Below are 13,727 nucleotides of genomic sequence, written 5' to 3'. Positions count from 1 at the left end.
TTCAGCATTTTTCCGAGGAAGAACACATCATGGCCATCGTGGAAGTGAAGGTGCCGCAGCTCTCCGAGTCGGTTGCGGAGGCCACCCTGTTGCAGTGGAAGAAGAAGGTCGGCGAGCCGGTGGCCGCCGACGAGATCCTGATCGAAATCGAAACCGACAAGGTCGTGCTGGAGGTGCCGGCCCCGGCCGCGGGCGTGCTGGCCGAGGTCGTCGTCGGGGACGGCGGCACCGTCGTGTCGGAGCAGGTGATCGCGAAGATCGACACCGACGGCAAGGTGGCCGCGGCGACGCCGGCGGCCGCCCCCGCCGCGGTGGCGGCGCCGGCCCCCGCGCCCGCTGCTGCGGCAGCAGCCCCGGCCGCGGCGGTGGCGATGCCGGCCGCGGCCAAGCTGATGGCCGATCACGGGCTGGCACCGGGGTCGGTGCCGGGCACCGGCAAGGACGGCCGCGTGACCAAGGGTGACGTGCTCAACGCGCTGGCGGCACCGAAGGCGTCCGCCACCGCCGCAGCGGCCCCGGCGACGATCCCGACCGGTGTGCCGGCCAAGGCGCTGCCGCAGGTGGCGGCCCCGGTCGGCCTGCCGGCCGAACTGGCCAACCGTCCGGAGCAGCGCGTGCCGATGACGCGGCTGCGCGCGCGCATCGCCGAGCGCCTGCTGCAGTCGCAGGCCACCAACGCCATCCTGACCACGTTCAACGAGGTCAACATGGCGCCGGTGATGGAGCTGCGCAAGAAGTACCAGGAGCGCTTCGAGAAAGAGCACGGCGTCAAGCTCGGCTTCATGAGCTTCTTCGTCAAGGCGGCGGTGCATGCGCTGAAGAAATTCCCGATCCTCAACGCCAGCGTGGACGGCAACGACATCGTCTACCACGGCTACTTCGACATCGGCATCGCGGTCGGCTCGCCGCGCGGGCTGGTGGTGCCGATCCTGCGCAACGCCGACCAGATGAGCTTTGCCGACATCGAGAAGAAGATCGCCGACTTCGGCAAGCGCGCTGCGGAGGGCAAGCTCGGCATCGAGGAGATGACCGGCGGGACGTTCTCGATCTCCAACGGCGGGGTGTTCGGCTCGATGCTCTCCACGCCGATCATCAACCCGCCGCAGTCGGCGATCCTGGGCGTGCACGCGACCAAGGAGCGCCCGGTGGTGGAAAACGGCCAGATCGTCATCCGGCCGATCAACTACCTGGCGCTGTCGTACGACCACCGCATCATCGACGGGCGCGAGGCAGTGCTGGGCCTGGTGGCGATGAAGGAAGCGCTGGAAGACCCCGCGCGGCTGCTGTTCAACATCTGACGCGACGGAGCTTGCGACATGGCACAAACATTCGACGTCGTCGTCATCGGGGCCGGCCCCGGGGGTTATATCGCCGCGATCCGCGCCGCCCAGCTCGGCTTCAAGGTCGCCTGCATCGACGAGTGGAAGAACGCCGCCGGCGGCCCCGCGCCGGGCGGCACCTGCACCAACGTCGGCTGCATTCCGTCGAAGGCGCTGCTGCAATCGTCGGAATATTTCGAGCACGCGCAGCACCACTTCGCGGACCACGGCATCAGCACCGGCGCGGTCAAAATCGACGTGGCGAAGATGATCGCCCGCAAGGACGCTGTCGTGAAGCAGAACAACGACGGCATCCTCTACCTGTTCAAAAAGAACAAGGTGACGTTCTTCCACGGCCGCGGCTCGTTCGTGCGTGCGGTGGAGGGCGGCTACGAGATCGCGGTCGCGGGTGACAAGCCCGAGGCGCTGGTGGGCAAACAGGTGATCGTCGCCACCGGGTCGAACGCCCGCGCGCTGCCCGGCGTACCGTTCGACGAGGAAAAAATCCTCTCCAACGACGGCGCGCTGCGGCTCGGTGCCGTGCCCAAGCGACTGGCCATCATCGGCTCGGGCGTGATCGGGCTGGAGATGGGCTCGGTGTGGCGTCGGCTCGGCGCGGATGTCACCATCCTCGAAGGGATGCCGACCTTCCTCGCCGCGGTCGATGAGCAAATCGCCAAGGAGGCAAAGAAGGCCTTCGACAAGCAGGGGCTCAAGATCGAGCTGGGCGTCAAGGTCGGCGAGGTCAAGACCGGCAAGAAGGGCGTGACCATCGCCTACACCAACGCCAAGGGCGAGGCGGCGACGTTGGAGGCGGACAAGCTGATCGTCTCCATCGGCCGCGTGCCCAACACGAACGGCCTCAACGCCGAAGCCGTGGGCCTGAAGCTCGACGAGCGCGGGGCCATCGTCGTCGATGACGAGTGCCGCACCAACCTGCCGGGCGTGTGGGCGGTGGGGGACGTGGTGCGCGGGCCGATGCTCGCGCACAAGGCGGAGGAGGAGGGCGTTGCCGTGGCCGAACGCATCGCCGGCCAGCACCCGCATGTCAACTTCAACACCATCCCCTGGGTCATCTACACCAGCCCCGAGATCGCGTGGGTCGGCCAGACCGAGCAGCAGCTCAAGGCCGCCGGTCGCGCGTACAAGGCGGGCACCTTCCCGTTCATGGCCAATGGCCGCGCGCGGGCGCTCGGCGACACCACTGGGATGGTGAAGATCCTGGCCGATGCCGCGACCGACGAGATCCTGGGCGTGCACATCGTCGGGCCGATGGCGTCCGAGCTGATCGCCGAAGCGGTGGTGGCGATGGAGTTCCGCGCCAGCGCCGAGGACATCGCGCGCGTGTGCCATGCGCACCCGTCGCTCTCGGAGGCGACGAAGGAGGCGGCGCTCGCGGTGGATAAACGCACGCTCAACTTCTGACCCATCGATGCACGGTGAGGGCGGCGTGCCGGCACCGGACCCCGCGTGGGGGCCGGTGCGGCGTGCGTACGAGGCGGAACTCGCCGCGCGCGGGTTTCGCAGCGACCCGGCACAACTGCGCGGCGTCGCGGCGCTGGAGCGCTGCGCCGCGGAGTGGACGCACTTCAAGCAACGGCGCTCCAACGCGCTGAAAAAGCTCATCAACCGTCTGCCGATTCCGCGCGGGGTGTACCTGTACGGCGGGGTCGGGCGCGGCAAGAGCTTTTTGATGGATTGCTTCTACAACGCGGTGCCGTTGCGGCGCAAGACGCGGCTGCATTTCCACGAGTTCATGCGCGAGGTGCACCGCGAACTCGCCGGCCTGCAAGGCACGGTGGACCCACTGGACGCGCTGGCCAAACGCATGGCCGTGCGCTTTCGCCTCATCTGCTTCGACGAGTTTCACGTCGCCGACGTCACCGACGCGATGATCCTGCACCGGCTGCTCGTGGCCATGCAGAAATACGGCATCGGGATGGTGACGACGAGCAACTTCCACCCGGACGGGCTATACCCCGACGGGCTGCACCGTGACCGCATCCTGCCGGCGATCGAGCTGCTCAAGCGCACGATGGAAGTCGTCAACGTCGACCACGGCGTGGACTACCGCCGCCGCGCGCTGGAGCACGTGCGGCTGTACCTGACGCCACTGGGCGAGGCGACCGAGCGCGAGATGGAGGCCGCGTTCGAGCAGCTCGCCGAGGCGCAGGACGAAGACCCCGTGCTGCGCATCGAGGGGCGCGAGATCCGCGCCATCCGCCGCGCCGGCGGCGTGGTGTGGTTCGACTTTCGCACGCTGTGCGGCGGTCCGCGCTCGCAAAACGATTACCTGGAACTCGCCAGCCAGTTCCACACCGTGCTGCTGAGCAACGTGCCGCACATGCCGGTCAACATGGCGTCGGCGGCACGGCGCTTCACATGGCTGGTGGACGTGCTATACGACCGCCGCGTCAAGCTCATCATCTCCGCCGCCGTGCCGCCGGAACAGCTCTACACCGAGGGGCCGCTTGCGCACGAGTTTCCGCGCACCGTCTCGCGCCTGAACGAGATGCAGTCCCGGGAATACCTCGCGCTGCAGCGGCGCGACGTCGACACCGCGTTGACGTGAGCGCGCCGCCCCGATAGCCCCCAGACGCGGTGGGCGCCGCGCGCGCCGCTAACATCGCGGTATGACCCTCGAGCGGCGATGCCTGGACGACTGGCTGGCGGAGATGCCCGGCCCGGCCCTGGCTGCGCTGTTGCGGGACGCGCACTTCGGGGTGGCGGTGATGCGTGACGATGGCACGCTGCTGGCGGTGAACTCGCCGTTTGCGCAAATCGTCGGGCGCGACGCCGCTGACCTGGTCGGTCACCCGTGGGCCCAGTGCGCCATCGCGGAAGAGCGCCACGGCGTGCGGCAGTGGCTGCGTCAGTTCCGCCGCGGCGAGCGGTTACACCTGAACATGGACCAGCGCGTCACCGATGCGGCGGGTGCGACGCGCTGGGTCCGCTTGACCGTGCGCCGTGCGCACGGCGATCTGCTGCTGGTGGTGGCGCACGCCGTGGGGGATGCCGTCGTCGCGCAGGACGCCCTGCGGCGCAGCGAGGAGCGGCTGCGGCTCGCCATCGACGCGACGGGGGCGGGTTGGTGGGACTGGGACCTGCGGGCCGATATCGTCGATTACAGCGAACCGTTCGAAAGGTTGCTGCACTATACCGGCGACGACTTCCACCGCGATTTCCGGTTTCGGGATCGGTTACATGCGCAGGACCGCGAGCGCTGTCTGCGCGCCGTCGACGCCGCGCTCCAGGAGGGGGTGGAATTCGACGAAATCTATCGGTTGTGTTGCTTCGATGGCCGGTACCGGTGGTTTCGTGGACGGGGCCGGACGTACCGCGGTGCCGACGGCCGCCCGGAGCGGTTCGTCGGGTTGCTGTTCGACTGGCAGGCCCACCACGAGCAGGAGGCGCGGCTGCGGCGCAGCGAGCGGCGCATGGCGCACCTGGCGCGCCACGACCCGCTGACCCAGTTGCCCAACCGCCTGCACTGGGACGAGCGCTTGCAGGCGGCGATCGCGCTGGCACGCCGACAACACGGCCGGCTCGCGGTGCTGATGCTCGACCTGGACCGCTTCAAATGGGTCAACGACGGCCTGGGGCATGAGGTGGGGGACGCGCTGCTGCGCGACATGGCGCTGCGGTTGCGCCAGCGCCTGCGGCAGTCGGACGTGCTGGCGCGCTGGGGCGGCGACGAGTTCACGATCCTGCTCGACCCCATCGACACACCGGATGACGCCGCGCGCGTGGCACGGGCCCTGCTCGAAATTGCCGGACAACCGTGGGAGGCGCCCGACGGGCAGTCGCTGACGGTCGGTGCCAGTATCGGCATCGCGTTATATCCGGAGCACGGGCACGATGCGGAGTCGCTGCTGCGGTCCGCCGATGCGGCGCTCTACGCCGTCAAGGCACAGGGCCGCGGCGGTTTTCGCTTCAACACCGAGGAGCTCAACCAGCAGGCGCACCGCGGGCTGCTGATCGAGTCGCGCCTGCGCCGGGCCGTGCAGACGGGTGCTTTCCACCTCGTATACCAGCCGCAGTGGTGCATGGCCAGCGGCCGCCTCACGGGGGCCGAGGCGCTGCTGCGCTGGACCGACCCGGTGCTGGGGGGCATTCCGCCGGACACGTTCATCCCCATCGCCGAGGCCTGTGGCCTGATGCCGGCGCTGGGGGACTGGGTGCTGGCGCAGGCGTGCGCGACGCTGCGCCAGTGGCGCGCGGCCGGGTGGCACGACGCCGAGATGGCGGTCAATGTCTCGCCGCGGCAGTTGGCCGACGAGGCGTTTTTCCGGCGGCTCACGGGCCATCTCGAACGGCATGCGATTCCGCCCGCGGCGCTGGAGCTCGAGGTCACGGAGAGCACCCTGATGGACAGCGGCCCGCAGCCCGAGCGCATCGTCGGGGCCGTGAAGGCGCTCGGCATGCGGGTGGTGGTGGACGATTTCGGCGTCGGGCACTCGTCGCTTGCGCTGCTCAAGCGGCTGGCGATGGACGGGCTCAAAATCGACCGCAGCTTCGTGCGGGACCTGGTTGACGACGAGGACGACCGCCAGATCTGTGCCGCCATCCTGGCGATGGCCAAACACCTGCGCCTGCGGGTCGTCGCGGAAGGGGTGGAGACCGAGGCCCACTGGCGCCTGCTGCGCGACATGGGCTGTGACCGCTGGCAGGGCTATTGGCGCGATGGGCAGCCACAACCGGCCGATGCCGTGCTAGCGCGCGCCTTGGCGCATTGAGCGCGCCGTTTTGGCGGAGAGAGGGTCCCCATAACTCGATTCCGCTGGATTCCGGCGAAATCCGGTTTTCCTCTATAGATCAACGGTTTAGTTTTCCTCGTGTTCCGATGGCATCCGCCGAAAACCGATAGAATCCGTGCAAGCGTGTAAGACCGCGTGTAAGACCGGAAGGGTTGGGCGGAGAGTTTTTCATGGCGACGAAATTGCACATCCTGAGCGCGCGGCAAGTGGCCAGCCTGGGGCCTGGCACGCATGCAGACGGCGCGAATCTGTACCTTCGCGTTCGCGGCCCGGACTCGCGGGCCTGGGTGTTCCGGTACAAGGCGGGCGCGCGTGTGCGCGAAATCGGGCTAGGCCCGCTGCATACCCGGTCATTGGCCGAGGCGCGCAGCCTTGCGGAACAGATGCGGAAAGCGCTTGCCGATGGCAAAGACCCCGCGCAGCTGGTGCGCCGTGTCGAGTCCGAGGAAGAAAAGACCTTCGCGCGATGCGCTGCCGAGCTGATCGAATCCAAGCGCGCGGGATGGCGCAACCCGAAGCACGCGCAGCAATGGGCTAACACCCTTCGCGACTACGCCTTCCCGAAGATCGGTAACAAGCTGCCCTCGGATGTGACGCTGACCGACGTCATGGCGATTCTCGGGCCGCTGTGGAGCGAAAAGACCGAGACTGCAACCCGGCTTCGCGCGCGAATCGAGGCCGTGTTGGACTACGCCGCCGTGCACGGGCTGTGTGACGGCACGCGCAACCCGGCGCGGTGGAGGGGAGTACTCGACAAGCTGCTGCCGCAGCCGCGCAAGGTGCGCACACGCGAGCACCATGCCGCAGCGCCCTATTCCGACGTGCCGCGCATCATGGCGGAGCTGAAGAGCAAAGCACACACATCGGCGGCGTGCCTGCGCTTTCTGATCCTGACGGCAGCGCGAAGCGGTGAGGCGCGCGGCGCGCGCTGGGATGAAATCGACCTCGACACTGCCACATGGTCGATACCCGCGCAGCGCATGAAGGCGGCAAGGCCGCACCGGGTTCCGCTATCGGCCCCGGCGCTGGCGATCCTGCGCGAGATGGCCGCCTTGCGCGGTGAGGGCGCGGCGCTGGTGTTTCCCGGCGCACGCGGCGGGCTGCTGAGCGACGTTGCGCTGAACAAAGCCCTGCACGGCATCGCCCCCGGCGCGACCGTGCACGGTTTCCGCGCGGGATTCCGCACTTGGTGCGAGGAACAGACCCACTTTCCGCGCAGCGTGTCCGAGGCGGCGCTAGCCCACGTCAACGCGGACAAGGTGGAGGCCGCCTACCAGCGATCCGACCTGTTCGACCGCCGTCGCGAGCTGATGGACGCATGGGGGCGCTTCGCCACCGGCGGCGGTGCGCACGTGGTGCGGCTGGCAAGCGCGGCGTGAGGTTTTCGCCGCACCTAGCCCCCGGCTGATCACCGGGGGCGAAAACCGGGGACCCCCGCCCCGGCTGGTGCGGCACCAGACAAGGGGGGGGGCGCAAGGGGGCGCGCAATGAAGTTTCCGGATTTCGTACCGCTAGCGGTGCGACAGGCTTTGAACGCATACCTGCACGGCGGCAAAGGCAGCGGCGACGGCTTGGTCGGTAGCCTGCGACGCGCCGAGGCCGAATTGGCAAGGCTACGGGGCGAACTGAACGAGTGTTTGGCGAAAGCCGGGCGTTTGCCCGCTGGTGAAGCGCCGAAGTGGTTGAGCGAAAAGATTCTCAACCTGCGGCGTGAAATCGCGCGGCAGTCACAGAGCATCGAGCAGACCCGTTACGACGTGGGCGCGATACGGCGGCTTGGCTACGACGCGCGGATGAAAGAAGCCTACCGGCTGATCGTTCGCGAATGGCCCGGCGACATGCAGCAGCGCGGATTCATTTACGCGGCGTGGGCGTCACGACTCGACTACCGCCCATTTCGGGACGAACTGAAACAAGCGGCAGACCTGGCAGCCGCCATCGAAAGCAAGGCCCGCGAATTGAGCGAACTACTGCGGCGCTTTCACGACACCGGCCTATACCGGCCAGGGGTGTTTTACTCGGTTGCCGAACTGCTGCGCAGCACCGACAGCCGCGAAGATGACGGGCGCAATCTGCACATGTGGCGATCCGACCGCCGGTCCCTGGGGCTAGCCCCAGAACGCGAAGGTGAGGCGGATGCCAGCAGCGCCGGGCCAGACACCATCGTGCTAGGACCAAGCCGCGGGGGGGATGCGGTGCATCTGGCGTGGCAGACCGCCCCAAGCCTTGCGGAACTATTGGACACGCTAGCCGACGCTGCGCGCGATTACAGCCCGGAGCACGGCGGCATGGTCGGGGCCGCCGTCGCATCGCGAAAGCACAGCCCCAAGGTGGAATACCTGCGCGCTTTTTTGCACGTGCTGCGGGAGGTTCACGGAATCGAAGCGAACACCCCGCAAGCGCAGCGCGCTGTAGCTATCGTGGCCGATGTCGTGCTCGATGACCCTGACCTTGAAGTGACCTATGACGATGTGCGCAAGGCCCAGATTCGGCTAACGTGAATCTGGAAGATTCGCGCCCGAAAAATCTTTCGAATTTCTTCGACTGATCAGCGGGTCCAAAAGATCATCGCAGCCATGCCGGTATGTTCCGGCGCTTGCTTAGGAGTTACTAGCATGGCTGAAAAAAGCCCCGTCATCCTCCGACGGAAGCAGGTCGAAGAGCGCACAGGCTTGTCGCGTTCCTCGATATACGCGCGCCTGCGGCCCAATCCGAAGCGCCCCGGCGACTTCGACCCCACGTTTCCGCGCCCCGTGCAGCTAGGCGCGCGCGCCGTCGGCTGGGTTGAGGCCGAAATCGATGCATGGCTGGCCGCGCGAATCGAGCGCAGCCGCGCGCAAGGAGGTGGCGCATGACACTTGCAGCCGCTGAAAAAGAAAGCCCGGCGGGGGCCGGGCAACAGGGGGGCAAGGAAGAAATGCAGCGGAATTTTACCGCGCCAGCGGCCGACTGGTACGCGGCGGTTTCCGCGAAGCTCGATTGCGCCCTGGCGATTATCGCCAAGCTCGAGCGCGAGCTGGGAATTGAGGGGGTGCGGTCATGATCACGATGGGCACCGACCCCGCCGAGCGCATCCGCAGCGCCCTGGCATGCATCGATCCGCACGACCGGCAAACCTGGGTTCGCATGGCGATGGGGATCAAGGAAGCGCTGGGCGATGACGGGTTTGACATCTGGAACTCGTGGAGCGCTGGCGCAAGCAACTACGACCCCCGCGCGGCCCGCGATACGTGGCGGTCGATCCGCTGCTCCGGCGGCGTGACCGTGGCGAGCCTGTTCCACGAAGCGAAGCGCAACGGCTGGCGCGGAGACGCTGCCATGCCGTCCGTCCCAGCCCGGCCGCGCACGGCACCGACCGCGCAGCACGACGCCGAGCGCGAGGCGAAAGCCCAGCGCGCGCGCGAAGTGGCGGCGCGCGTGTGGGACGCTGCCCGGCCCGCTGGAGCGGATCACCCCTACCTGGTGCGCAAACGCGTTCAGCCCACCGAGACCCTGGGCGAGCTGGACGCCGACCGACTGGCCGAGCTGACCGGCTACCGGGCGCAGTCTGGCGGCGAGCTGCTCCAGGGGCCCATCCTGATTGCGCCGGTGCGCGTCGGTGGCGAGCTATCGAGCGTCGAATTCATTGATGAGCTTGGACGCAAGGCGGCGCTATCGGGAGGCCGAAAGCGCGGCGGCATCTGGGCAACCGGCCCGCTGCCGGAGGCTGGGCGGCTGGTGCTGGCCGAGGGCGTGGCGACCGCGCTGAGCATCGCCGAAGCGCTGGGCGAGGTGGTGGCCGCTGCGCTGTCGGTCAACAACTTGAAGGCGGCTGGCGAGGCAATCCGCGCGGAGCGCCCCGGCCTGGAACTCGTGATTGCCGCCGACCTGAGCGAAGGCGGCCAGCCCCACCCCGAGGCGGTGAAGGCTGCGCGGGCGCTGGGGTGCGGCATCGTGGCCCCACCCGCAGAGCTTGGCGAGCGCGCAGATTTCAACGATTTGCACGTGGCGCGCGGGCTCGATGCGGTGCGCGAGGCGTTCGAGCACGTCGAGCGGCCGGAGCCTGAGCCGTCGGACGATGGCCACGACCCAGCGAAGGCCGACCCAGACCCCGCCGAGGCAGTGGCGCACCTGCTCGAGCTGGCGCGTGCTGGCGATCCGGCGGCATTCTGGCGCGCCTGCCGGGGTTCGACCTTGGACGCGCTGCGCGACCTGCGGGATCGCGACCCCGGCGGGTATCAAGCGCTGCGCGTGGAGCTCAAAGCGGCCTGCCCCAAGATCGGCGTCACGGCCCTGGATAAGCTGCTGCGATCCGAGGAAGCGGACGGCGCGCCCCAGTCACAGGCCACCACACTGGCCGAGCTCGCCGCCGAGCGCTGCACGCTGTGGCACGACCCGGATGGCGAGGCGTTCGCATCGTTCGCGGGGTCGGCGGGCGAGGTGCAGCACTGGCGCATCGACTCGACCGGCTTTCGCGATTGGCTGGCGCATCTGGCGTTCACGGAGCTGGGAGCCGCGCCGGGATCGGAGGCGCTGAAGGCCGCCACGACCGCGCTGAGCGGCAAAGCCAAATTCGAGGGCGAAGAGCACACCCCAGCGCTGCGGGTGGCGAAGACCGACGAGGGCTATTGGCTGGACATCGGCGATCCGCGCTGGCGGGCAATCCTGCTCACACCCGGCGGCTGGCGCATCGTCGAGCATCCACCGGTTCGATTCCTGCGCAGCAAGGCCACCCGCGCCATGCCAGAGCCTGCGGCCCGCGGCGACGTCGGCCTGCTGTGGAACTTGGTCAATGTGCCGGAGGCCGACCGGCTGCTGGTGCTGGCATGGCTGCTCGAGTGCTGGCGAGCCGACACACCCTATGCGGTGTTGGAGCTTTCCGGGGAACAAGGCGCGGCGAAGTCCACGGCGCAACGCATCCTGCGCGGGTTCGTTGATCCAAGCGATGTGCCGCTGCGCGGCCGACCCAAGACAACCGAAGACCTGTATGTGGCGGCGGCCAATGCGCACCTATTGAGCTTCGAAAACCTGTCCACCCTGAGCGCCGACCAGTCCGACGCCATGTGCGCGATTTCCACGGGCGCGGGCTTTGCGGCGCGGCGGCTCTACACCGACAGCGAAGAGGCCGTACTCAAAGCCCACCGGCCCATCGCGGTGAATGGCATCAACCCCGTGATCACGCGCCCCGACCTGCTCGACCGGGCGGTATGCATCCATCTGCCGCGTCTGGCCCAGCGCCGGACCGATGAGCAAATCCGCGAGGCGACCGAGCGCGACGCGCCCACCATCTTTGCCGGGCTGCTCGACCTGTTTTGCAACGCGCTGCGCGTGCTGCCAGAGGTCAAGCGCGAGAGCTGGGCGCTGCCGCGCCTGGCCGACTTCGCCCAATTGGGCGAGGCCATCGCGCGTGTGCTGGGGCACAAGCCCGGGCACTTCCTCGAGCTCTACGCGGGGCACCGGCGGCAAAGCATCCAGCGCACCATCGATGCAAGCCCCGTGGCGATGGCCATCGTCAAGATGGTGGAGGCTGGCCGCAGTTTCCGCGGCAGCGTGGGCGAGCTGCTCGACCTGCTCAACCGCGACCGCCCCGCGCACGAGGCGTCGGACTACTGGCCACGGTCACCACGTGGGCTAGGGGATGCCTTGAGGCGGTATAGCCCGGCGCTGGGGCAATTGGGCATCAAGGTTGAGGTGGAATCGCACACGCGGTCGGTTGGTCGGGTCATGTGTGAGATTGGCCGCATGGCATACCCTTTTTTCGCCGCTCCCCAACAAGTAGGAAATAACGTCACCGACGTCACCGACGTCACCAAAAACGGGGCGTCTGGTGACGTCGGTGACATTGGTGACATTGATTCTATGTGCGGCACCCGCGAAAAAGGTATATACCCCGCGGGTGGCAACGTCACGGCCACGGGCGGCGACGTCGTGGAGGTTGACCTATGAAAACCGCCACCACTCCCCGCGACATCCTGGAGCAAGCCCGGCGCGACGGCGTGGAGGTGCTGCCCGGCAGCGCCCCTGGAACAGTCAAGCTGCGCGGCGACGCGCAAGCCGTGAAGCGCTGGGCTGCGATCCTGACCCCGCACAAGCCCGAGCTTGTGGCTCTGCTAGCCGAAGCCGCAAACGATCCGGCCCCCACGACGGCACAACCCAGCGCCAGCGGGCGCACGTGTCGGCAGTGCGCGCACCTGACCAAGGCCAGCACATGTTCGCGGCCTGTCGAGGCCGGGCTATCCGAACGCTTCGGCATCCGCTGGCCATCCCCCGATCACGCCGAGCGCTGCGCGGCTTTCGAGGCCCGCGACCGGCAAGCGCCAGCCGCACCGACCGGCTGGGATCGGTTTTGGCCGCCTGCGAGCGAGGAGGAATGCCGGGCGATGGCCGCCACCATCGAGCGCGGGCTGGCGATGGGGCTGACCAACGACGAGGCCGAGCTTGCGGCGGATGCGGCGCACCTGGCGGCGCGCGAGGGCGACAATCGGCGGCCGTGCCTGGTGTGCGCGCACCTGCGGGCCGGGGCATCAAGCCGCTGGTGGTGTGCAGCCGAGCGCCAGCCGCTGGCGGACGTGTTCGTTGTGCGGCCGCATCGTTGCCCGCAGCGTCTGCCTGTTGAGCGCGTGGGAGGCCAGCAGTGACAGCACGCGACAAAGAGCCCCAACCCATTGATGTGCAACTGGAAATCCTCGACCCGGCCCCCGGCTACCGGCGGCGGCCGACGTTGACCAACGCGCGGGGGATTCGCCGCGAACTCGCGGCGGTGTACGGTGAATTTCGGCGCGGGTCGATTGACGCAAAAACGGCTACCACGGCCGGGTTTTTGCTGCGGACCCTGCTAGAGGCGACCCGAGTTGATGAGCTTGAAGAGCGCCTAACCGCACTGGAGGAGAAACGATGAGTGGCACCACTTCGATGCTGCGGCGCATCGTGCGCCTGGAACGACGCGACGATGGCGAGTTGCTGATCTTCACGCACGTCGAGCCGATGCCCGGCGGCGGGCTGCGACTGCTTAGCAATCGGAACTTCCGCGGCGAGGTGGTCGAGGTGGGGCGCGTCGAGGCCCGCGAGGTCGAGCGCTTTTGGCGCACGGTCATACGGATCGAGCGCAGCTACGGCGACCGGCGCGGCGCGCCATGACCTAACCGGCAGTGAGGCCATCGGGGGCCGCTGGCGCGTTTTTCTGGGAGGGTGGCACCTACCCCTTGCCGCGCGGCGCGTGTGGCCCCTGGCGGCCTTCTGGCGGCCCCTGGCGGACGCGGCAACGCCATGCCGATGCTCGCGCACCGGCGCGGCGCGGAGCGTGACGGGCTGGGGGATACGCATGCAGTGCGTACCCCCCCCCAGCGCACGGCGGACACCGGCGGGAGGGGGTGGATCGCACCCCCCCCCTTGCTGGCGCTACGGCAGCACGCACGCGGCGGCGGCAAAGGGGCGGATTTCAGTTCCGACCCCCATAGCGGCGTGCCCAGAGCCTGTGGATAACCCGGCAAGCGCTGCACGCGGGTAAGACCGGCAGTAAGACCGATCAGAGCATCAAGAAAAAAACCCCAAGCAAATCAATTGCTTGGGCTTCATGCTTGGCGGAGAGAGGGGGATTCGAACCCCCGAGGGGCTGTTAACCCCTACACGCTTTCCAGGCGTGCGACTTCAACCACTCATCCATCTCTCCGGG

At 68.2% G+C, this 13,727-nt stretch carries 12 protein-coding genes and 1 tRNA gene; 12 read left to right on the top strand and 1 reads right to left on the bottom strand.

Annotated features, from left to right (window positions below):
- The first annotated feature begins 29 nt into the window (after nucleotides 1-29).
- The 12 genes from odhB to LCC91_RS05350 all read left to right on the top strand — a co-directional run bounded on the left by odhB (nucleotide 30) and on the right by LCC91_RS05350 (nucleotide 13,192).
- Nucleotides 30-1,298: a 2-oxoglutarate dehydrogenase complex dihydrolipoyllysine-residue succinyltransferase gene (odhB, locus tag LCC91_RS05405; protein ID WP_043702548.1), complete on the top strand. Its 1,269-nt coding sequence runs from the start codon at nucleotides 30-32 to the stop codon at nucleotides 1,296-1,298.
- Nucleotides 1,299-1,316: 18 nt separating this feature from the next.
- Nucleotides 1,317-2,744 carry a dihydrolipoyl dehydrogenase gene (gene lpdA, locus LCC91_RS05400; protein ID WP_043702530.1) on the top strand — a complete coding sequence of 476 codons (1,428 nt, stop codon included), beginning with the start codon at nucleotides 1,317-1,319 and terminating at the stop codon, nucleotides 2,742-2,744.
- A 7-nt stretch (nucleotides 2,745-2,751) separates the two neighbouring features.
- Nucleotides 2,752-3,891: a cell division protein ZapE gene (zapE, locus tag LCC91_RS05395; protein ID WP_052231686.1), complete on the top strand. Its 1,140-nt coding sequence runs from the start codon at nucleotides 2,752-2,754 to the stop codon at nucleotides 3,889-3,891.
- A gap of 61 nt (nucleotides 3,892-3,952) precedes the next feature.
- Complete coding sequence (locus LCC91_RS05390; protein WP_058616259.1) at nucleotides 3,953-6,055, top strand: putative bifunctional diguanylate cyclase/phosphodiesterase; 2,103 nt, start codon at nucleotides 3,953-3,955, stop codon at nucleotides 6,053-6,055.
- A gap of 191 nt (nucleotides 6,056-6,246) precedes the next feature.
- Entirely contained in the window at nucleotides 6,247-7,455 is a 1,209-nt protein-coding gene (locus LCC91_RS05385; RefSeq protein ID WP_143898435.1) for a tyrosine-type recombinase/integrase, read from the top strand.
- 108 nt (nucleotides 7,456-7,563) lie between these two features.
- The gene (locus LCC91_RS05380; RefSeq protein WP_143898437.1) at nucleotides 7,564-8,577 is read left to right on the top strand and encodes a hypothetical protein; all 1,014 of its coding nucleotides are present in this window, start codon (nucleotides 7,564-7,566) and stop codon (nucleotides 8,575-8,577) included.
- Between the two features lie 114 nt (nucleotides 8,578-8,691).
- Nucleotides 8,692-8,931: a helix-turn-helix transcriptional regulator gene (locus LCC91_RS05375; protein WP_143898439.1), complete on the top strand. Its 240-nt coding sequence runs from the start codon at nucleotides 8,692-8,694 to the stop codon at nucleotides 8,929-8,931.
- Entirely contained in the window at nucleotides 8,928-9,119 is a 192-nt protein-coding gene (locus LCC91_RS05370; RefSeq protein WP_143898441.1) for a hypothetical protein, read from the top strand. Before LCC91_RS05375 ends, LCC91_RS05370 begins: the two co-directional genes overlap by 4 nt.
- Nucleotides 9,116-12,001 carry a PriCT-2 domain-containing protein gene (locus tag LCC91_RS05365; protein WP_143898443.1) on the top strand — a complete coding sequence of 962 codons (2,886 nt, stop codon included), beginning with the start codon at nucleotides 9,116-9,118 and terminating at the stop codon, nucleotides 11,999-12,001. The genes LCC91_RS05370 and LCC91_RS05365 overlap by 4 nt, the downstream gene beginning before the upstream one ends.
- Entirely contained in the window at nucleotides 11,998-12,693 is a 696-nt protein-coding gene (locus tag LCC91_RS05360; protein ID WP_143898445.1) for a hypothetical protein, read from the top strand. Before LCC91_RS05365 ends, LCC91_RS05360 begins: the two co-directional genes overlap by 4 nt.
- Nucleotides 12,690-12,953, top strand: a complete 264-nt coding sequence (locus LCC91_RS05355; protein ID WP_143898447.1) for a hypothetical protein — start codon at nucleotides 12,690-12,692, stop codon at nucleotides 12,951-12,953. Before LCC91_RS05360 ends, LCC91_RS05355 begins: the two co-directional genes overlap by 4 nt.
- Nucleotides 12,950-13,192 carry a hypothetical protein gene (locus LCC91_RS05350; RefSeq protein WP_143898449.1) on the top strand — a complete coding sequence of 81 codons (243 nt, stop codon included), beginning with the start codon at nucleotides 12,950-12,952 and terminating at the stop codon, nucleotides 13,190-13,192. Before LCC91_RS05355 ends, LCC91_RS05350 begins: the two co-directional genes overlap by 4 nt.
- A gap of 441 nt (nucleotides 13,193-13,633) precedes the next feature.
- On the opposite strand, the gene LCC91_RS05345 is transcribed toward LCC91_RS05350, so the two are convergent.
- Nucleotides 13,634-13,724: transfer RNA gene (locus LCC91_RS05345), tRNA-Ser, on the bottom strand.
- Between the last annotated feature and the right edge of the window lie 3 nt (nucleotides 13,725-13,727).

The organism is Tepidimonas taiwanensis (assembly GCF_020162115.1).
GTDB classification, from domain to species: domain Bacteria; phylum Pseudomonadota; class Gammaproteobacteria; order Burkholderiales; family Burkholderiaceae_C; genus Tepidimonas; species Tepidimonas taiwanensis.
The sequence above is the reverse complement of the archived record's forward strand: the minus strand, read 5'-3'. Positions and strand labels throughout refer to the sequence as shown.